This is a genomic window from Streptomyces sp. cmx-18-6, assembly GCF_046548915.1.
Lineage (GTDB): Bacteria > Actinomycetota > Actinomycetes > Streptomycetales > Streptomycetaceae > Streptomyces.
The window spans coordinates 126,716-146,340 of sequence record NZ_JAEBEP010000009.1 but is presented as its reverse complement, the minus strand read 5'-3'; the positions used below and the strand labels follow the sequence as shown (position 1 = coordinate 146,340).

Below are 19,625 nucleotides of genomic sequence, written 5' to 3'. Positions count from 1 at the left end.
TGCGTCCGCCCGTAGGCTGGATTCCATGACCGCAACGGGGGCAGACCGGGAAGCGGCGGGGTCGACCACCCGCGGCTACTGGTGGTGGGAGCGGCGGCGCAGTGTCGCCCTGGACGTGGGGCTGGCGCTGGTGTCGGCGCTGGAGTGTGGCCTGGAGGGGGTGGAGTTCGCCCGGAACACCGGGGTGCCGGTGCCGGTGGGTGTGGTGTTCGGGGTGCTGGCGGGTTCGGTGCTGCTGGTGCGTCGGCGGTGGCCGATCGCCGTGGTGCTGGTGACGATCGCGATGACGCCCGCCGAGATGGGCTTCCTGATGGCCCTGGTGGGCCTGTACACGCTGGCGGCGTCCGAGGTGCCGCGCCGAATCACCGTCGTACTGGCGGGGATGGCGCTGGTGGGGACGTTCATCGTCACCTATGTGCGACTGCGGCAGAGCGTGGCCGAGCAGGATGATTTCGGGCCGGGGGACTGGTACGTGCCCCTGCTGTCGGTGTTCATGGCGGTGGGCCTGACGGCTCCTTCCGTGTTGTTCGGCCTCTACATAGGGGCGCGGCGGCGGTTGATGGAGAGCCTGCGGGAGCGGGCGGATTCGCTGGAGCGTGAGTTGTCGCTGCTCGCGGACCGGGCCGAGGAGCGGGCCGAGTGGGCGCGTACGGAGGAGCGGACCCGGATCGCGCGGGAGATGCATGACGTGGTGGCCCACCGGGTGAGTCTGATGGTGGTGCATGCGGCGGCTTTGCAGGCGGTGGCTCCGAAGGACCCGGCGAAGGCGGTGCGGAACGCGGCGCTGGTGGGGGACATGGGGCGGCAGGCGTTGACGGAGCTGCGGGAGATGCTGGGGGTGTTGCGGAGCGGGGACGCGCTGGTGGCGCCCGCGGCTGCGGGCGGGGGTGCGGTTCCGTTGGCCTCGGTGGCGCAGGCGGCTGCGGCCGTCGCGGCCGCGGCGTCGGAGGACGGGCCCCGGCTGAGCGAGCTGGAGGCGTTGGTGGCGCAGTCGCGGCAGGCGGGGATGGTGGTGGAGCTGTCGGTGGACGGTGAGCTGCGCCCGTACGCGCCCGAGGTCGAGCAGACGGCGTTCCGGGTGGTTCAGGAGGCCCTGACGAACGTCCACAAGCATGCGGCGGGGGCGAAGACGTGGGTGCGGTTGGCGCACCGGGAGTCGGAGGTCGCGATGCAGGTGGAGAACGGTCCTTCGGACGCGGCGGTGGCGGATGCGGGGTTGCCGAGCGGGGGGAACGGGTTGGTGGGGATGCGGGAGCGGGTGTTGGGGCTGGGGGGTGTGTTCGTGTCCGGTCCTACGGACGCGGGTGGGTTCCGGGTGTCAGCGGTACTACCGGACGACCCGGACCCGTCCGGGACCTGAGGCGCCCCCGTCCACGAGCCTGCCCGGCCACCCCGGCCCGCCGGGGGCGTGAGGCGCGCCTGGCCCGCCTGCCCGGCCACCCTCAGCCCGTCGGCTGTTCAGGGCGGCCCGGCCACCCCAGCCCTTCCGGCGTTCACAGGGCGGGCCGGCCACCCCCAGCCCGTCCGCTGTTTAGGGCGGCCCGGCCACCCCAGCCCTTCCGCTGTTCACAGGGCGGGGCCCGGCCACCCCCAGCCCGTCCGGCGTTCACAGGGCGGGGCCCGGCCACCTCCAGCCCGTCCGGCGTTTGAGGACGGAACCCTGGCTGTGGGGAGCGGCGACCCCTCCGTGTCCGGGGACGTCATGGTGCTGGTGCGTCCCGAGCGACGGTTCCGTCCTCAAGCGCCGGACGGGCTGGGGTGGGTGTCGGGTTCGTCTTCAAGCGCCGGATGGGCTGGGGGTGGGTGTCGGGTTCGTCTTCAAGTGCCGGACGGGCTGGAGGTGGGCGACGAGTCCGTCCTCAAGTGTCGGACGGGCTGGAGGTGGGCGTCGGGTTCGTCCTCAAGTGTCGGACGGGCTGGAGAGGCGGACCGGGTTCGTCAGGGACGTGGAGGCGGGCCGGGTCAGCCGGGGCTGGACAGGCGGGACGGTTGCGTGCCCGTGATCAGGGTGGCCAGCGCCTCGTCGATGTCCTGGCCCAGGAACCAGTCGCCCGTGTGGTCGATGCTGTAGACCCGCCCCTCGGTGTCGATCGCGAGGACCGCCTGCTCCTCGCCCTCCGCCCCCAGCGGGGCGACTTCCGTCTCCAGGGCCCGCCCGAGGTCGCCGAGCGTCCGGGCGAGGTGCAGCCCGTGCAGCGGGTTGATGCGGACGGCCGCCGGCGCGATGTGCCGGCCCGGCGCGGACGCCGTGACGTGCAGGGCCCCGAACTCCGCCCATGCCTCGACCGCCGCCGGGAAGACCGCGTGCCGGTGCCCGGCGGGCGAGGTGTGGGCGCGCAGGGCGTCGGCCCACTCCTCGGCCTGCCGGATGTCCCAGCGCCCGGGCTGCCACCCCGCTTCGCGGAGGGCGGCGTCGATGGGGACGGGGAAGCGGGTGGAGCTGTGCTGCTGCGGGAGGTGCGGACGGTGGTCGTGCATCGGTGGGCGGTCAGCCCTTCTCGGCGGTGGTGGCGGCGCCGGCGGTGGTGAGGTCGACGGGGCGTACGCCGAAGTGGGAGAGGAGCGCGGCGCAGGAGCGGCAGGGCGGTGCGTAGCTGCCGTGGAGGGGGTCGCCGTCCTCGCGGATGCGGCGGGCGGTGATCCGGGAGTGCTTGAGGGCGCGGCGGGCTTCCCCGTTGGTCAGGGGTTTTCGCTGGGCGCGTCTGGAGCGGCCGCTCTCGGCGGCGGTGAGCTGGCGGGAGAGCAGTATGGCTTCGGGGCAGCGGCCGGTGAAGCGTTCCCGCTGGCCGCTGGTGAGGGTGTCGAGGAGGTCCTGTACGAGGGGGTGCAGTACGGGCGGCTGGTCGCCCTTGCCCGCGGTGCAGGTGAGTGTTTCCCCGCGTACGGACAGGGCGGCGGCCACGGCGGGGAGGATCCCGTCGCGGCGGTGGAGCAGTTGAGGTGTGCGGCTGGTCTCGGTGCTGCTCCAGTGGAGTCGCGGGTCCCCTGATGTTCCCGCTGTTCCCGCTGTGCCGGATGCGCCGGGCGGACCGGGCGTGCCGGACGTGCTGGACGTACCGGATGTGACTGTTTGTGCCGAGTGCATCGTGTTGTCGTCCCTCCCTGCAATCCCCCGAGTTGCGGGGACAGCCTGCCAAATGTGCCGGGTGGTGGGGAAGCTGGGGCGGCCAAACGCCTCTGCGTGTCGCCGGAAGGTGCGAGACCGTCGCTGATCCGTCACGTGAATGTGACCGTTGGTGACGGAACCGGCTGGACGGGGTTGGCCGTCGCCCCACCGCTTAGGCTGTGCGGAACCACCAGACGCAGCAGGGGGCAACCGCCATGACGACAGGTCGGCTCGGGCAGCAATCCGCGCCACCGAACGCGGCCTATGCCGGGCAGGTCGTGCACTTCCCGGACCCGGTCCGGGCGTCCCGCCACCCCAGAGGTGTGCGCGTGGGCGAGAACGGCCATCCGGATTTCTCGGCGTACGCGCGGGCGGCTGCGGAGATCGCCGATCCGCCGCAGGGCTTCGGCGTCGATGAGCTGAGGCTGACGGATTACGTGTCGGCGAACGCCGCGATGGCGGCGGTCGGTCATGAGCTGTGGGACACGATCGACGCGGTGGCGACGCCGCACGGCTGGACCTGGCACCACGTGTCGGGTGGCCGGCGGATGGAGCTGGTGCCGGTCGAGGTGAAGGCGCTGTTGCGTCATCACGGTGGTCTGGCGACGACCGAGGTGGATCAGGACCGGCGGGGCACGCGCCCGTTGCAGGAGACGCGTCCGGCGCATTTCCGGCTGCCGAAGGGCGCTGTCGCGGTGAGCGAGCAGCAGATCCAGGGCGTCGAGGAGGACCTCGGTTACCGGCTGCCGGGGGCGTACCGTTCCTTCCTCAAGGCGGCGGGCGGTTCGGCCCCCGTGGGCGCGGCGCTCGACGCGGAGCTGGGGCTGCTGGTGGACCAGCCGTTCTTCACGGTGCGTGACGAGGCCGGGGTGAACGATCTGGTGTACGTGAACAAGTGTCTGCGGGACCACTTCACCAAGGACTACCTGGGCGTCGCGTTCGTACAGGGCGGGATTCTGGCTCTGAAGGTGCGGGGGCAGGACGTGGGTTCGGTGTGGTTCTGCCCGTACGACGACGCCCGGGACCAGGACGGCTGGAGCGTGCAGGAGCGGGTCGAGCGGTTGCTGCTGCCCTGTGGTGCGGACTTCGACGTCTTCCTTCAGCGTCTGGCGGGCAATCCGCCGGAGCTGGAGACGGTGGCGAACCTGATGGTGGACGGCGGCTTCGCGCGCGCCGTCCCGGTGGAGGGGTGAGCGCGGTGGTGACCTTCGCGCAGGCGCAGGAGCGGGCGGACGAGTGGGTCAACGGTGACGTGCCCGCGTATCAGCACCGAGAGGTCCGGGTCCGCGAGTTCGAGCTCGGGTTCGTGGTGTGGGCCGAGGACCGGGCGGAGGGCCCGGTCTCGGACGGGGGCCGTCAGCGGCTGGTGATCGCCCGGGACAGCGGTGAGGCGACGCTGTGGCCGGGGCTGCCGGTGGGCGAGGTGATCCGGCGGTACGAGGAGGAGTACGGGGTCACCACGAGTGCGCCGGCCGCCGCGCCGGAGCCGCCGCAGCGGGTGGACCTGAACCAGACGTCGTTCCTGTTGAGCCCGCCGGAGTGGCTCCAGGAGGCGGCGGACAAGCTGGGGATCCCGGACCACCGGGTGGAGCGGAGCCGGCCGGAAGCGGCGGAGGCCCCCACGACCGGTGCCGCGTCCGCCCCCGCATCCACATCCGATGCCGATGCCGCTGAGGAGTCTTCGTCCTCGGGTACGGGCGCGGACGCGGGTACAGGCGCGACGTCATGGCCCGCTGCCGGTGGCAGCGCGGCTGGGGCCCCCGGGGCCTCCGGGGGGACACCTGTCGGAGCGACTCCGTGGGCGGGTACGGACACCAACTCCTCGGACTCCGACGACGGGGCCGTTCCGCTGCCGGCGACGGTGTTCGCGCCGCCGCTGTCCGGGACGGACGACGAGGAGGCCCCGCCGCCGGTGGTGTCGGCGGAGGCGCCCACCGCGCTGATGTCGGGGGGCAGCCAGTTGCCGCGTACGCAGGTGGCGCCGGCCCTCAGGCCGGACCAGGGCTCGCAGGACTCCCCGGACCCGCACAGCTCCCACGGCTCCCAGGCGTCCCCGCCCTCCCACGGCTCCCACGTTCCTCCGGGTGCCGGTGACATCGCGGACGCGGCGACCAGCAAGGCCGTGGTGCCGCCGCGTGGTGCGCGCGGGGGCGGTTCGGCGACCCCGCCGCCGCCCGGTGCGCCCGGGATTCCCGGCGTGCGCCCCGGTGCGACGCCGCCGCCCTCCGGGCCGGGTGCGCCCGGTGCTCCGGCCGGCGGGTACATCCCGACGCAGCTCGTCTCCCAGCTCGGCCCGCCCGGTCCGCCCGGCGCCACGCCCCCGCCCGGCGCTCCGCAGCCTCCCGGCCCTCCGGGGCCGCCGCCGGGCGCCACGCCGCCTCCGCCTCCCGGGGTGCACCACGCGGCGACGATGTTCGCGGACGGCAGCAGCATCGGCGCGGGCGTCCCGGCCCCGGGCGCGCCCCGCCCGCCGGGCCCTCCCGGCGTCCCGGGCGCTCCGCAGCCTCCCGGCCCTCCGGGGCCGCCGGGCGCCACGCCGCCTCCGCCCCCCGGGGTGCACCACGCCGAGACGATGTTCGCGAACTCCGGCCCGATCCCCGTCCCCGGCCCGCCCAACCCTCCGGGCCCGCCCGGTCCTCCGGGTCCCCCCGGTCCGCCCGGGGCTCCTCAGGGGGGCGGCGTCCCCGGTCACGTACCGCAGCCGCCTCCGCCCCCCGGTGCGCACACCCCGCCTCCGGCGGCGTACGGCTATCCGCAGCAGCCCAGCGGTCTGCCGACCGTGGGCCCGGGCTATCAGGCGGTGCTGCGGTTCCGCGCGCCGGACGGCAGTGAGCAGCAGCTGATCCGCCGTTCCGCGCCGGGCACCCCGCACCCCGAGTGGCAGATGCTGCACGAGCTGCGGGCGATGAACGTCTCCCCGCAGCAGGTGATCGAGCTGCACACGGAGCTGGAGTCCTGTGAGCTGCCGGGCGGGTACTGCGCGCGGATGATCCGGGAGACCTGGCCGCAGGTGCGGATCACCAGCGTCGCCCCGTACGGCGCCGATCACGCGAGCCGGCAGCAGGGCATGCAGCATCTGCTGACGCACCAGGGCGAGCTGCACCAGGTGGCGGACGGTCCGGCGCGGCCGGCCCCGGTGCGCGCTCCGCTGCCGCAGATGCCGCCCGCGCCGGTGCTGCCGCCGGAGGGGGTGGCCGAGGAGCTGGTGCAGGCGTTCGGTCCGCAGGGGATCCTGCGGTTCGATCAGCGGGCGGTGTCCCGGCAGGGCGTGCCCGAGGCGGTCGCGGTGACGCTGGTGTGGGCGGGGCTGCCCGCTGATTTCGGGCCGTTCTTCTGGGCGCAGCCGGGGCAGCCGGTGGTGCCGACGCTGGGTGAGCTGGCGGCGCAGCGGCAGGTGCGGGCCGCGCCGGACGCGGGGTCGTATCTGGTGATGGGTACGGACTTCGGGCGGGCGATCTGTGTCCAGTACGGGACGGCGAACATCGTGGCCGTGCCGGTGGAGGCGGGTCCCGGCGGGCAGTCGGCGGCTCCGCAGTTCGTGAACACGGGGCTGCCGGAGTTCGTGCGGTCGATGGCGTTGCTGGGCCGGATGTGGCGGCTGCGGTTCGGGCTGACGCCGGAGCAGGCGGGGCGTTGGACCGTCGATTTCCAGGCACAGTTGGCGGCGCTGGATCCGGCGGCGCTGGCGTCGCCGGAGAGCTGGTGGTCGGTGCTGCTGGAGCAGATGTGGGACGGCCTGCTCTGAGCCGGAGGCTTGGCTGATACGCGGGGTACGAGGCGCCCGGGCCGGGGACGGAACGGGTGCCTTGCCGCGTTCCGGGCTTGTGACGCCGGTCGCTTTCCGTCTGGAATCCGCCTGATCGATTCCGACTTCTGGCACCAATTACCGCATCCTTGGCGTATAGCGGGGCGATCCGCGTGCCCGCGTGTCTGCCTGCCCGGCTGTCGGAGAGAGGTTTCAGGGATGAGTGCTGGACCGGTGTCTGGGTACGACGTCGTCGGCGTGCGGGGGCGGGGTTACCGTCCGGAGCAGGTGGACCGGGCCACCGCCGCCCTGACGGCCGAGCGGGACGCGGCGCTCACCGAGCTGGTGCGGCTGGGGCGGCTGGCGGAAGAGCTGGCGGCGGAGGCGGCCCGGCTGGCGGAGACCGTGGCGGCGCTGCCCGAGCAGGATTACGCGGAGCTGGGGGAGCGGGCCCAGCAGATCCTGGGGCTGGCGCGGGAGCAGGCCGAGTCGTTGCGGGCGGACGCGGTGGCGGCGGGCCAGGAGCTGGCGGACGCGGCCGACGCCGAGGGCCGTTCCCTGGCGGACGCGGCGCGGGCGGCGGCGGACGCGGTGCGGGCTGCCGCGGTGGAGGCGGCGGAGGAGCGGGTCGCCGAGGCGGTGCGGGAGGCCGAGGGGGTGCTCGGCGCGGCCCGCAAGGAGGCCGGGGAGGTGCGCGGGGAGGCGGAGGCCGCGATGGCGCAGACCCGCAGCCGTACGACGAGTGTGCTGGCCCATCAGGACCAGGAGCACGCGGAGCGCCTGAAGGCGGCCGAGGCGGAGATCGCCGCCGCCGAAGCGGCGCTGGAGGCCCGCCACACGGCGCTGACCGAGCGCGCGGAGGCCCTGCTCGCGGAGGCGGCGCGCGGCCTGGCGGAGACCCGGGAGGCGGCCCGCCACGGCCAGGAGGACGCGGAGGCGCGGGCGGCGGAGGTGCTGTCCCGGGCCCGGGTCCGGGAGGAGCGGATCGTCCGGGAGACGGAGCGCGTGTTGCGGGAGCACGAGGAGGGCCGCGAGGAGGTCCAGGCCCACATGGCCCACGTCCGCAGCTCCCTGGCGGCGCTGACGGGGCGGGTGACGGCGGGGGCGGGGGAGGACTGAGAGGGCGGCTGCCGGGTCGGGGGAGGACTGAGGACCGAGGGGGCGGCGACTGCGGGCCCCCGAGGGAAAGCGGTCTGGTTTATCGCCGCGGAATTGGCCCGGGATACCGATCCGTTCGGTGCCTACGGTGGTGCCAGTTCCGCCGGGCGCACGCCCGGCGTGAGAATCCGGACACCCCGAGGAGTTCCGCATGCTGCGACGCCGTATCGGAGGACCTGCCGGTCCCCTTGCCAGTGCCCTGTCCCTGGGCACGCTGCCCTTCGGCACGACGGTCGACGAGGAGACGTCCTTCGCCATCCTGGACCGGTTCGTGGAGGCGGGCGGCAACCTCCTCGACACCGCCAACAACTACGCGTTCTGGGCGCCGGGCGGGACCGGCGACGAGAGCGAGGCCACCATCGGCCGGTGGCTGGCCGCCCGGGGACCGGGCCTGCGTGACCAGGTGCTGCTCTCCACCAAGACGGGCGCGCGGCCCACGGTGCCCGGTACCGGCCTGGAGACGGCGGAGGGCCTGTCGGGGCCGGTCATCCGGAAGGCGGCGGAGGACAGCCTGCGGCGCCTCGGCACGGACCGGGTCGACCTTTACTGGTCCCATATCGAGGACCGGACCGTCCCGTTGGAGGAGACGGTGGAGGCGTTCGACGCGCTGGTCAGGACGGGGAAGGCGGCTGTGCTCGGCTGCTCGAACCACGCCACCTGGCTGACCGAACGGGCCCGGAGCGTGGCCCGTTCGGCCGGGATGACCCCGTACACGTGCGTGCAGCAGCGCTACTCCTACCTCCAGCCGCGCTTCGACCTGGGCCTGCCGGAGACCGCCCATGTGCACGTCACGCAGGAGCTGCTGGACTATGTGCGGGGCGAGGCCGACATGACGCTCATGGCGTACTCGTCGCTGATCTCGGGCGCCTACACGCGGCCGGACAAGCCGCTGCCGGAGGCGTACGACCACCCGGGCAGCGTGCGGCGTCTCGCGGTGCTCGGTGAGGTGGCCGACGAGCTGGGGGCGAGCGTGAACCAGGTGGTGCTGGCCTGGCTGATGGCCGGTGACCGGCCGGTGATCCCGATCGTGGGGGCGAGCTCGGTGGAGCAGCTGGAGGAGATCCTGGGGGCGGTGGAGCTGGAGCTGCCGGGGGAGCTGAAGGAGCGCCTGGACACGGCGGCGCTCAGCCCGGCCGTCTGACCCGTGTGCCGTGCTCTGCGGCCTGTACGCGTTCGATGGCGTGGGCCAGACGCTGGACCGCGCCCGGCACGGCCTGGTCGGTGAGGTTCCCGTAGCCGATGACGAGGGTGGAGGCTGTCGGGGTACCCGTGGCGGCCGGGGCCGCGCGGTAGTCGTCCAGGCTCGCCAGGCGTACGTCCGCCTGTGCCGCCTCGTCCACCACCGCGCCCGCCGGGCAGTCCCTCAGGGGCAGCAGCAGGTGGAACCCGGCTGCCGCCCCGCTGACGGGCCGGCCGGGCAGCCGGGCTTCGAGTTCGCGGAGGAGGTGGTCGCGGCGGCGCTTGTAGCGCAGGCGGGAGGCCCGCAGATGGCGGTCGTACGAGCCGGAGGCGACGAAGCGGGTGAAGGCGTCCTGGTCGATGACGGGCGGCGGGGCGCCTCCGGTGGCCTTCGCGGTGAGGGCGTCGGTCCACCGTTCGGGAGCGGCGATCCAGCCCAGCCGCACGGCGGGGGAGAGCGTCTTGCTGAGCGAACCGAGCAGGGCGACGTGCTCCGGCGCGACCCCCTGCAAGGCTCCCACGGGATGGCGGTCGTAGCGGAACTCGGCGTCGTAGTCGTCCTCCATGACCAGGCCGTCCACCTCGCGGGCCCAGTCGGCGAGTTCGGCGCGGCGGGAGGGGGCGAGGACGACGCCGGTGGGGAACTGGTGGGCCGGCGCCACGATCACGGCCCGGACCCCGGCGGCCCGACGCAGGAGGTCGACGCGCAGCCCGTGCTCGTCCACCGGTACGGCCACGGGGGTCAGTCCGGCAGCGGCCACGGTGAGGCGGAGCTGCGTCCAGCCGGGGTCCTCGACCGCTATGTCGGTGTGCCCGGCGGCCCGCAGGCCCCGGCACAGCCGCATGACCGCGTCCAACGTGCCCGCGCAGACGACGAGTTGTCCGGACTCCACCCGGGCGCCGCGCCCGCGCGCGAGGTACGAGGCGAGCTGCCGGCGCAGCCGTGGCAGCCCCGCCGCGTCGGGGTAGCCCAGCTCGTCCCAGGTCAGCTCGGTGGTCGCCGCGCGCACCATGTCGGCCCAGCGCTTACGCGGGAACGCGCGGAGGTCGGGGACCCCCGGCAGCAGGTCGAACCGCGGTGTCCAGCGGCCCCTGTCCTCACGCGCGCCACCCCGTACGCCGGCGGGTCCGGCAGGAGCCCGCACCCGCGTGGCCGAGCCGCTGCGGGCCTCGAAGTAGCCCTCGGCGACGAGTTGGGCGTACGCCTCGGTCACCACCCACCGCGAGCACCGCAGATCCGCGGCGAGGACCCGGCTCGCGGGGAGGGTGCTGCCCGCGGCAAGACGTCCGCCGGTGACGGCGATGCGCAGCGCCCGGGCCAGCCGCGCGTGCAGCGGCCCCTCAGCGGGGGACTCCAGCTCCAGGAAGGTCCCCCAGGCGGGCCCGGTCCGTTCACGATCGGTCGTCATGTCTCGTCTCACGATCGGTCGTCATGTCTCGTCGAGTGTCGAGTGTCGAGTGTCGAGTATCGAGGGTCGAGTGGGCGGGTGTGCGGGTGTGCGGGTGTGCGAGGTGTGCGAGGTCCATGGAGCACTGGCGGATCATCATCGAGGTCTCGGACGCCCGGCTCGGCCGGGCGGTGAGTCGTAGGAAGGGTTGTGGAAGGGCCGTCCTACCCGCTGTGCACGATCTGGATGAGGTTGCCGCAGGTGTCGTCCAGTACGGCGGTGGTGACGGGGCCCATCGTCAGCGGCTCCTGGGTGAAGCGCACCCCCAGTCCGCGCAGCCGGTCGTACTCCGCCCGTACGTCGTCGACGGCGAAGGACGTGGCGGGGATGCCGTCCTCGACCAGGGCGGTGGTGTACGGCTTCACGGCACGGTGCTTGTCGGGCTCCAGCAGCAGTTCGACGCCCTCGGGGCTCTCCGGTGAGACGACGGTCAGCCAGCGGTCCTCGGCCCCCATGGGGACGTCGTGCTTCTTCACGAAGCCCAGCACGTCCGTGTAGAAGCGCAGGGCCTTGTCCTGGTCATCGACGAAGACGCTGGTCAGATGGATTCGCATGCGGCGCTCCCGGTGTGTCGGCTCCGAGCCGCCGGGTGTCGGTGCGCTCAGAGGGTCTCGTGCCCAGATCGTGGCACGCGGGGCGGCCCCGTCGCGGGGACACGACCGGGCCGGCGACGACGCCGACGTCTTCGGGGGGACGACGCTGACGTCTTCCGGTGAGGGAAGCTCCTGCGCCGCGCATCCTGACTACTCTCAGCCGCGAGGAGTCACTACAGGGGGCGGGCGATGGACAACACGATTCAGCTGGTCAGCGACGACGATGGACTCGCGGTCATCGGGAGCCGGACGGATGTCGAGGGCTTCCTCGCTTCCGAGGGGCTGTTGGCGTCGGCGAAGGACCTCGGACGGCGCAGGCTCCGACCGCTCCTTCGCGCGGGGGCCGTAGCCGCGCAGGCAGGTTCCGGCATCGCGGCCGAATCGGGACGCTGGCTGAAGATGACCGAGGAATCCGCGCGCCTGGTCAAGGAGTTCGGGCTGATGGAAGGCAAGAAGCCGGGCGTCAGCTACGCGATGGTGGGGAAACGGGGCTCCATCGACTCATGGATCCGGATCGCGGAGGGGCCCGGCTCGTTTTCGACCAACCCGGCTTTTCTCTCCGGCGCCGCGGGGATCATGGCGCAGCTCGCGATGCAGCAGGAGATGAGCGAGATCAAGAGCTATCTCGTGTCGATCGACAAGAAGATCGACGACGTGATCCGAGGTCAGCGGGATGTCGAGTTGGGGAGGATGTTCGGAGCGGGCCTCGACATCGATTCCGCCGTGAACGCCCTGGAACGGACGGGGCGGGTCGACGACGACACCTGGTCGACCGTGCAGGCCAGGACCCATACGGTCACGGACGCCCTGGGGTGGGCGCTGCGCCGGCTCGACGCCCTCGCGGAGAGGATGGAGGGCACGGCGAAGGTCGCTGATCTCGCCGGGACGATGAAGAAGGCGGAGCCCGAGGTCCAGGAGCTGCTGGCCGTTGTGGCTCGTTGCTTCGAATTGCAGGGCGCACTGGACGTGTTGCGGTTGCAGCGGGTGCTGGAGGCGTCTCCGGACGAGCTGGACGGGCGTCGGCTCGTGCTGAAGGACGACCGGCACAAGCGGCGGGAACTCATCCTGCGGAGGATCGAGAACCTGATGGCGCGCATGGACGCGGCTGCCGGCACGGCCAACTCGCATGTGCTGCTGCATCTGCCGACGCACCGGGCCGTGGTGGGTTCGATCAACCGTGTCGGCATCGCCGTCGATGAATTCCACAGGCCGCTCGGCATCGAGTCCGGTCGGCGTTCATGGGAGGAGACCCGGTGGTGGGACGCGGCCCGGGACCCGAGGCAGTTGAAGAACGCGGCCGCGGAGGCGGGGCGCAAAGCGGCCGTGGGGACGGGTGTGGCCGTCGTGGGGGTTCTGGGGCTCTGGGCGGGCAGCGCCGCGCTGAACCGCGAAGAGGACGGTGGGGAAGGATGAGCGAGTTCGTCGGGACCGGCGGCGGGCCGCAGTAGGACGAACGGGCCCCCGGCCAGGACGAATGCGCCCCCCCGGCCGGGACGAACGCGCCCCCGCCAAGACGAACGGGCCCCCGCCAAGGCGAACGAACGCGCCCCCGCTCGGGCGGGGGCGCGTCGGGTCGGTCCGGAAGGCTACTTCAGCGTCACGCACGCCTTCGTGGTGAGCTTGCGGAACTCGGCGCAGATCTTCGTGCCGCGCGGGTACTTCGGGCCGGTGTGACCGGCCCGGCCCCAGGTGGTCTCCACGAAGCCGCCCTTGTGGACCGCCTTCTTCCATTTGCCGCCGGTCTTCCATTTGCCGCCGGGCTTCTTGACGATCCAGCGGGCGGTACCGGACTTCACCCTCTCGTTCGAGGCGTACACCCAGCTGACCCCTCGCACCTTGGCGCCGCGCTTGTGCCAGTGGTACACCACCAGGCCCGGGCGGCAGCCGGGGCCGCTGCCCTTGCAGTCGCGGACTCTGGTGTCCACGTAGGCGCTCTTGGCCTTCGGCGCGGACGTCGCGGGAGCGGCGGCCGCAGGTATCAGGAGGGCGGTCAAGAGTAGCGGAATGATTGTTCGGTGCATGCAAAGCATCGTAGACGGCGTCACGGTGACGGCAGTCGGCGACGGGCGTCCGGCGATCTTTTCCGGCCACGGGGCTAGGGAGCGGCGTTCTGCCGGTCGGAGGCGTCGGCGGTCCCGGCCGCGTCCGTGCCCGTGCCCGTGCCCGTCTCCGTGTCGGGGAGTACGGGGAAGCGGCGCGGGGCGAGGGTGATGAGGGCGAGCAGGGCCAGGGCGGCGGCTCCGGCGGCCCCGATGTAGACGTAGTCCACCGCCGCGTCGACCGCCCGGCGCAGGTAGTCCGTCGCCGCCGCCGAGAGCGCCCCCGGGTCCTCCAGGGTGCGGGCGACCGCGTCCAGGTCGTCGGGGAGGCCGGGTACGGGGGCGTCGAGGAGGCGGGCGGCCAGGACGCTGTTGGCGACCGCGCCGAAGAGGGCCGCGCCGATGCTCTGGCCCACCTGGCGGCAGAAGAGGACCGACGCCGTCGTCGTACCGCGTTCGGACCAGCCGACCGTCGACTGGACGCCCACGATCAGGGGGAGTTGGAACAGGCCGAGGGCCGCGCCGAGGAGGAGCATGATCAGGGCGGGCTGCCAGGGTTCGCCGGGGTAGGGGAGCAGCGGGAAGGCCAGCAGGATCAGCAGGGCGGCGCTCATGCCGATGATCGCGGTCAGGCGGAAGCCGATGCGGTTGTAGACCCGGTCCGACAGGGCCGCCGAGACCGGCCAGCTCAGGGTCATCACGGAGAGCACGAAACCGGCGGCGATCGGGCCGAGGCCCAGGACCGACTGCGCGTACGTGGGGAGGAAGACGGTCGGCGCGACCATCAGCAGGCCCATCGCGCCCAGCGCCAGATTGACCGAGGCGATGGTGCGCCGCCGCCAGACCCAGCCCGGGATGATCGGTTCCGCCGCCCGTCGTTCGATGACGACGGTCAGGGCGGCCAGCGCCGCGCTCGCCGCGAACAGGCCGAGCGAGGGCGCCGAGAGCCAGGGCCAGGCGACCCCGCCCTGGACGAGCGCGGTGAGCAGCAGGGCGCCGGTCGCGAAGACGGCGAGCGCGCCCGCCCAGTCGATACGGGGGCGGGTCGAGGGGCGGGGGCGTGCGGGTTCGTGGAGGTGGCGGGCGACCAGCCAGAGGGCGATCGCGCCGACCGGCAGGTTGATCAGGAAGATCCAGCGCCAGTCCGCGTACCCGGCGAGCAGTCCGCCGACCACCGGTCCCGCCACCGCCGAGGTGGCCCAGACGGTGGACAACTTGGCCTGGATGCGCGGGCGTTCCTTGAGCGGGTAGAGGTCGGCGGCGATGGTCTGGACGGTGCCCTGGAGCGCGCCGCCGCCGAGGCCCTGGACGATGCGGAAGGCGATGAGCGCGCCCATGTTCCAGGCGGCGGCGCAGAGCAGGGAGCCGAGGAGGAAGAGGATGATGCCGGCGATCAGGACCGGCTTGCGGCCGAAGGTGTCGGAGAGCTTCCCGTACACCGGGAGCGTGACGGTGACGGCGAGCAGGTAGCCGGAGAAGAGCCAGGAGAAGACGGTGAACCCGCCGAGGTCGCCGACGATCTGGGGTACGGCGGTGGAGACGATGGTGCCGTCGATGGCGGCCAGCGCCATGCCGAGCATGAGGGCCGCGACGACGGGGCGGCGGCCCCGGGGGGTGGTGAGGGCGGGCCCTGGCCCGGCGGCGTCGCCCGGGATGGGCGGGCCGCCGGTGCCGTCCTTGCCGCGCCGGTCGTCCGTACTGCCCTTGCCTTCCGTACCGCCTCTACCTTCCCTACGGTCCGTGTCTTCCGTACCGCCCTTTCCTTCCGGGCCGCCCGTGCCGCCCGCGTCTCCTGTGTCGTCCGTGCCGCCCGTGCCCCGTCCCCTGCCCTTGCCGCCCCTGGCTTCCGTGCCGCTCACCGGGTTTCCTTCCCTATGCACGTATCTCCCCGGGCACTGTCTCATCCGGGGAACGGGCGTGGGGGCGTAACGGCGGTTCGGCGGTGTCACCGGGTGGTTCGGGGCCGGCGGCCGGGGTCGGGTCCGGGTACGCCGGGGTTCCGCTGCCCGGCCTCCGCCCCCCCCGGGTCCTCCGGTCCCGGTCCCCGGCCCCGGACTCGTCCCCGTACGGCGGAGGCTTCCGCTCCGGTTGGGGCGGGGGTCTGCCGGGGCGGAAAGCACCCCTGACCTCGCCTCCCACCGGAGGACGACTCCCCCTAGGGGGCACCCCCTCATAGTGGCCAGGGGCCCTTCCTCCCGGCGGAGGACGTGGTGGGCGAGGGGGTTTCCTTAATCTGTTCCTACGTCGCGGCGGCGGCGCACATCAGGGGGCGGGTGGGGATAACCCCACCTCAGGTCTGCGCTGGGCACCATCGCGCCGGACCGCCTCCCGAACCCAGACTTGAGCTCTACCCGTACGCGGACCCGGGCCGGACCGCATTCCCTTCTGCGGCGTCGAGCCATACACCGACATAGGAGACATACCGTGACAACGGCTGTGACCATTCCCAGGCACGGGGGCACTGGAGGAGGGCGTACGGCCGTCGCGGCGCGAGCGCGGCAGGTCGTCAAGGCGTACGGCAGCGGGGAGACCCGGGTCGTCGCGCTCGACCATGTCGACGTGGACATCGCCCGCGGGCAGTTCACGGCGATCATGGGCCCCTCCGGCTCCGGCAAGTCGACGCTGATGCACTGCCTGGCCGGGCTCGACACGGTGACGTCGGGCGAGATCTTCCTCGACGAGACCGAGATCACCCAGCTCAAGGACAAGAAGCTCACCCAACTCCGCCGCGACCGGATCGGGTTCATCTTCCAGGCGTTCAACCTGCTCCCGACGCTCAACGCGATCGAGAACATCACGCTGCCGATGGACATCGCGGGCCGCAAGCCCGACGCCGCGTGGCTGCGGCAGGTCGTGGAGACGGTCGGCCTCGCCGAACGCCTCAAGCACCGCCCCACCCAGCTCTCCGGCGGCCAGCAGCAGCGCGTCGCCGTCGCCCGGGCGCTCGCCGCCCAGCCGGAGATCATCTTCGGTGACGAGCCCACCGGGAACCTGGACTCCCGGGCCGGGGCCGAAGTCCTCTCCTTCCTCCGCAAGTCGGTCGACGAGCTGGGCCAGACCATCGTCATGGTCACCCACGACCCCGTCGCCGCCTCCTACGCGGACCGGGTGCTGTATCTCGCGGACGGCTCCATCGTCGACGAGATGCGCAACCCCACCGCGGACCAGGTCCTCGACCGGATGAAGCACTTCGACGCGCGCGGGCGGACCTCATGACCGTCTGGAAGACCTCGGTGCGCAACTTCCTCGCGCACAAGGGCCGGATGGCCCTCTCCGCCGTCGCGGTGATGCTGTCGGTGGCGTTCGTGTGCGGCACGCTCGTCTTCACCGACACGATGAACACCACCTTCGACAAGCTTTTCGCCGTGACGTCGCCCGACGTCACCGTCAGCCCCAAGGCCGCGGTGGACGAGGGGGAGCAGCCCGACAACGGCAAGCCCGCCTCGCTGCCCGCCTCCGTCGTCGAGCAGGTCGCGAAGGCCGAGGGGGTGAAGCAGGCCGAGGGCGCCGTCGTCTCCATGGCGGTCACCGTCGTCGACAGCGACAACAAGAACCTGGGGTCCGACACCGGGGCCCCGACCTTCGCCGGCAACTGGACCGAGAACGACCTCCGGTCCATGAAGATCACCTCGGGCCAGGCCCCGCGCGGCCCCACCGAGGTGATGGTCGACGGCGACACCGCGAAGAAGCACGGCCTGGAGCTCGGCGACGAGCTGCGCGTCATCGCCGCCACCGGCGACGTCAGGGCGAAGATCAGCGGCATCGCCTCCTTCACCGTGACCAACCCCGGCGCGGCTGTCGTCTACCTCGACACCGCCACCTCGCAGAAACACCTCCTCGGGGCCCCCGGCGTCTTCACCCAGGTCTCGGTGACCGGTGAAGAGGGCGTCAGCGACGAGCAGTTGAAGAAGAACGTGGCCGCCGCACTGGACGGCTCCGCCGCGTACCGGCTCCAGACGCAGCACGAGGCGTCGGAGGCCAACAAGGACTCCATGGGTGCGTTCCTGGACGTCATGAAGTACGCGATGCTCGGCTTCGCCGGGCTGGCGCTGCTCGTCGGCATCTTCCTCATCGTCAACACCTTCTCGATGCTGGTCGCCCAGCGGACCCGCGAGATCGGGCTCATGCGGGCCATCGGCTCCAGCCGCAAGCAGGTCAACCGGTCCGTGCTGGTGGAGGCTGTCCTCCTCGGCATCGTCGGCTCGCTCCTCGGCATCGCCGCCGGCGTCGGGCTCGCGGTCGGGCTGATGAAGGCGATGGGCGCCGTGGGCATGGAGCTGTCCACCGGCGACCTCACCGTCGTCTGGACGACCCCGGTCGTCGGGCTCGTGCTCGGCGTCGTCGTCACCGTCCTGGCCGCGTACATCCCCGCCCGCCGGGCCGGCAAGGTGTCCCCGATGGCCGCGCTGCGCGACGCCGGGACCCCCGCGGACGGGCGGTCCGGCTGGGTCAGGGCCGGTATCGGCCTGGTCCTCACCGCGGCCGGCGCCGCCGCCCTGCTGGCGACGACGCAGGCGGACAAGGCGGCCGAAGGTTCGATGTTCCTGGGGCTCGGCGTGGTGCTGACCCTGATCGGCTTCATCGTGATCGGCCCGCTGCTCGCCGGTGTGGTCGTCCGGGCCCTCGGCGCGGTCGTGCTGCGCCTCTTCGGCCCGGTCGGACGCCTGGCCGAGCGCAACGCCCTGCGCAACCCCCGGCGTACGGGAGCCACCGGCGCCGCCCTGATGATCGGCCTCGCCCTGGTGGCCGGGCTCTCCGTCGTCGGGTCCTCCATGGTGGCCTCGGCCACGGACGAGCTGGACCGTTCGGTGGGCGCGGACTTCATCGTCCAGAACGACATGGGCCGGCCGATCGTCCCGCAGGCTGCCGAGGCCGTGCGCGCCGTCCCGGGCCTCGAGCACCTGTCCGAGTACACATTCCTCAGGGCGAAGATCACCGCCCCGGACGGCACGACGGTGGACGAGGGCATCAGCGCCGCCAGTCCGACGTACCGGCAGGACGTCCGCCGCACGGCCGTCTCCGGCGACCTGGCGAAGGCGTACGGCAAGGACGCGATGTCCGTGGGCGACACCTACGCCGAGAAGCACGGGGTCAAGGTCGGGGACACCCTCACCGTCGCGTTCAGGGCGGGGGAGACGGCGAAGCTGAAGGTCGCCGCGATCACCTCCGACGACACGAACATCGACCGCGGCGCGATGTACGCCAACCTCACCACGGCCGCCTCCTACGTTCCGGCCGACAAGATGCCGCAGAACGTCGCGATGTTCGGGAAGGCCGAGGAGGGCAAGGAGAAGGAGGCGTACGCGGCCCTCAAGAGCGCACTCGCGGAGTACCCGGTCTACAAGGTGCAGAACCAGGCCGACTTCAAGGAGACGCTGAAGAACCAGATCGGGCAGCTGCTGAACATCGTGTACGGCCTGCTCGCCCTGGTGATCATCGTCGCGGTGCTCGGCGTCGTGAACACGCTCGCCCTCTCCGTGGTCGAGCGGACCCGGGAGATCGGCCTGATGCGGGCCATCGGGCTCTCCCGCCGCCAGTTGCGCCGGATGATCCGGCTGGAGTCCGTCGTGATCGCCCTCTTCGGCGCGCTGCTCGGACTGGGCCTGGGGATGGGCTGGGGCACGGCCGCCCAGAAGCTGCTGGCCCTGGAGGGCCTGGAGGTTCTGGAGATCCCGTGGCCGACGATCATCACGGTCTTCGCCTGCTCGGCGCTGGTCGGCCTGTTCGCCGCACTGGTCCCGGCCTTCCGGGCGGGCCGGATGAACGTGCTCAACGCCATCGCGACGGACGGCTGAGAGGGCCGTCGAGCGGCCGGCGCCGACTGCGGTGGCCGGCCGTGCGATGAGATGACCGGCAGGCCCCGGGGCGTTCGGAGGAACGCCCCGGGGTCGAACCCGTTCCCCGCCCGGGGGTCGGGGCCGAGCCGTCGCCCTCCCGGCCGGACCGCGACCGAGCCGCCGCCTCTCCGCCGGGGCCGGTCCCGTTCCCCGCCGGGGGTCGGGACCGGCCCCGATCCCCGCCCGGACCGGGACCGGCCCGCTGCCTCCCCGCTCCGGGCTGGGCCTGAGCCACCCCCTCCCCGCCCGCACCGCGACCGAGCCGCCGCCACCCGGGCCCAACCCGGCCCGGCCCCGTTCCGTACGCCGCCGCACGGGCCCGACCCGGCCCCGTTCCGTACGCCGCCGCACGGCCCCCCTGGGGGCCCGGTACGCGGCCCCCGCCGCCCCGCTTGCGGGAGCGGCTGTCAGTCCCGGGTCGTACGCTGGAACCCCCGGCTCGTTCTACGCGTCGGGCCCTTCGCGTTGCCCCCTGGCAGCAGCCGGCTGCCAGCAACACCTCATGACACGCCTCATGACC

Annotated in this window: 14 protein-coding genes; 8 read left to right on the top strand and 6 right to left on the bottom strand. The window is 72.9% G+C overall.

Annotated elements, in window-relative coordinates; all coding sequences use genetic code 11:
- Positions 1 to 25: 25 nt before the first annotated feature.
- Entirely contained in the window at positions 26 to 1,360 is a 1,335-nt protein-coding gene (locus tag ACLJPL_RS21995; protein ID WP_411082590.1) for a sensor histidine kinase, read from the top strand.
- Positions 1,361 to 1,962: 602 nt separating this feature from the next.
- Here ACLJPL_RS21995 and ACLJPL_RS21990 read toward each other — a convergent pair.
- Positions 1,963 to 2,478: an SUKH-3 domain-containing protein gene (locus tag ACLJPL_RS21990; RefSeq protein WP_411082589.1), complete on the bottom strand. Its 516-nt coding sequence runs from the start codon at positions 2,476 to 2,478 to the stop codon at positions 1,963 to 1,965.
- A gap of 10 nt (positions 2,479 to 2,488) precedes the next feature.
- Positions 2,489 to 3,085, bottom strand: a complete 597-nt coding sequence (locus ACLJPL_RS21985) for a YwqJ-related putative deaminase (RefSeq protein ID WP_411082588.1) — start codon at positions 3,083 to 3,085, stop codon at positions 2,489 to 2,491.
- Positions 3,086 to 3,321: 236 nt separating this feature from the next.
- Between ACLJPL_RS21985 and ACLJPL_RS21980 the strand changes: the two genes are divergently transcribed.
- The 4 genes from ACLJPL_RS21980 (at position 3,322) to ACLJPL_RS21965 (ending at position 9,150) form a co-directional block, all read left to right on the top strand.
- Positions 3,322 to 4,299 carry an SMI1/KNR4 family protein gene (locus tag ACLJPL_RS21980; protein ID WP_411082587.1) on the top strand — a complete coding sequence of 326 codons (978 nt, stop codon included), beginning with the start codon at positions 3,322 to 3,324 and terminating at the stop codon, positions 4,297 to 4,299.
- A gap of 5 nt (positions 4,300 to 4,304) precedes the next feature.
- Positions 4,305 to 6,851, top strand: a complete 2,547-nt coding sequence (locus ACLJPL_RS21975) for an SUKH-4 family immunity protein (RefSeq protein ID WP_411082756.1) — start codon at positions 4,305 to 4,307, stop codon at positions 6,849 to 6,851.
- Positions 6,852 to 7,070: 219 nt separating this feature from the next.
- Complete coding sequence (locus ACLJPL_RS21970; RefSeq protein ID WP_411082586.1) at positions 7,071 to 7,970, top strand: cellulose-binding protein; 900 nt, start codon at positions 7,071 to 7,073, stop codon at positions 7,968 to 7,970.
- A gap of 190 nt (positions 7,971 to 8,160) precedes the next feature.
- The gene (locus ACLJPL_RS21965; RefSeq protein WP_411082585.1) at positions 8,161 to 9,150 is read left to right on the top strand and encodes an aldo/keto reductase; all 990 of its coding nucleotides are present in this window, start codon (positions 8,161 to 8,163) and stop codon (positions 9,148 to 9,150) included.
- Here the strand turns inward: ACLJPL_RS21965 and ACLJPL_RS21960 are convergent.
- A complete protein-coding gene (locus ACLJPL_RS21960; RefSeq protein ID WP_411082584.1) occupies positions 9,134 to 10,597 on the bottom strand; it encodes a PLP-dependent aminotransferase family protein in 1,464 nt (487 codons plus the stop codon). The two genes, ACLJPL_RS21965 and ACLJPL_RS21960, sit on opposite strands and share 17 nt — an antisense overlap.
- Positions 10,598 to 10,800: 203 nt before the next feature.
- The gene (locus tag ACLJPL_RS21955; RefSeq protein ID WP_411082583.1) at positions 10,801 to 11,190 is read right to left on the bottom strand and encodes a VOC family protein; all 390 of its coding nucleotides are present in this window, start codon (positions 11,188 to 11,190) and stop codon (positions 10,801 to 10,803) included.
- Positions 11,191 to 11,418: 228 nt separating this feature from the next.
- On the opposite strand from ACLJPL_RS21955, the gene ACLJPL_RS21950 reads away from it, so the two are divergent.
- Positions 11,419 to 12,642: a hypothetical protein gene (locus ACLJPL_RS21950; protein ID WP_411082582.1), complete on the top strand. Its 1,224-nt coding sequence runs from the start codon at positions 11,419 to 11,421 to the stop codon at positions 12,640 to 12,642.
- Between the two features lie 173 nt (positions 12,643 to 12,815).
- Here the strand turns inward: ACLJPL_RS21950 and ACLJPL_RS21945 are convergent, their stop codons facing one another.
- Together ACLJPL_RS21945 and ACLJPL_RS21940 are read right to left on the bottom strand one after the other, a co-directional pair.
- Complete coding sequence (locus ACLJPL_RS21945) at positions 12,816 to 13,250, bottom strand: hypothetical protein (protein WP_411082581.1); 435 nt, start codon at positions 13,248 to 13,250, stop codon at positions 12,816 to 12,818.
- Between the two features lie 74 nt (positions 13,251 to 13,324).
- On the bottom strand, positions 13,325 to 15,127 hold the full coding sequence (locus tag ACLJPL_RS21940; protein WP_411082580.1) for an MFS transporter: 1,803 nt from the start codon (positions 15,125 to 15,127) through the stop codon (positions 13,325 to 13,327).
- A gap of 565 nt (positions 15,128 to 15,692) precedes the next feature.
- Here ACLJPL_RS21940 and ACLJPL_RS21935 point away from each other — a divergent pair.
- Positions 15,693 to 16,484 (top strand): ABC transporter ATP-binding protein, encoded by a 792-nt coding sequence (locus ACLJPL_RS21935; RefSeq protein WP_411082579.1) that lies wholly within the window; start codon positions 15,693 to 15,695, stop codon positions 16,482 to 16,484.
- Positions 16,481 to 19,063 (top strand): ABC transporter permease, encoded by a 2,583-nt coding sequence (locus ACLJPL_RS21930; protein WP_411082578.1) that lies wholly within the window; start codon positions 16,481 to 16,483, stop codon positions 19,061 to 19,063. The genes ACLJPL_RS21935 and ACLJPL_RS21930 overlap by 4 nt, the downstream gene beginning before the upstream one ends.
- Positions 19,064 to 19,625 lie beyond the last annotated feature (562 nt).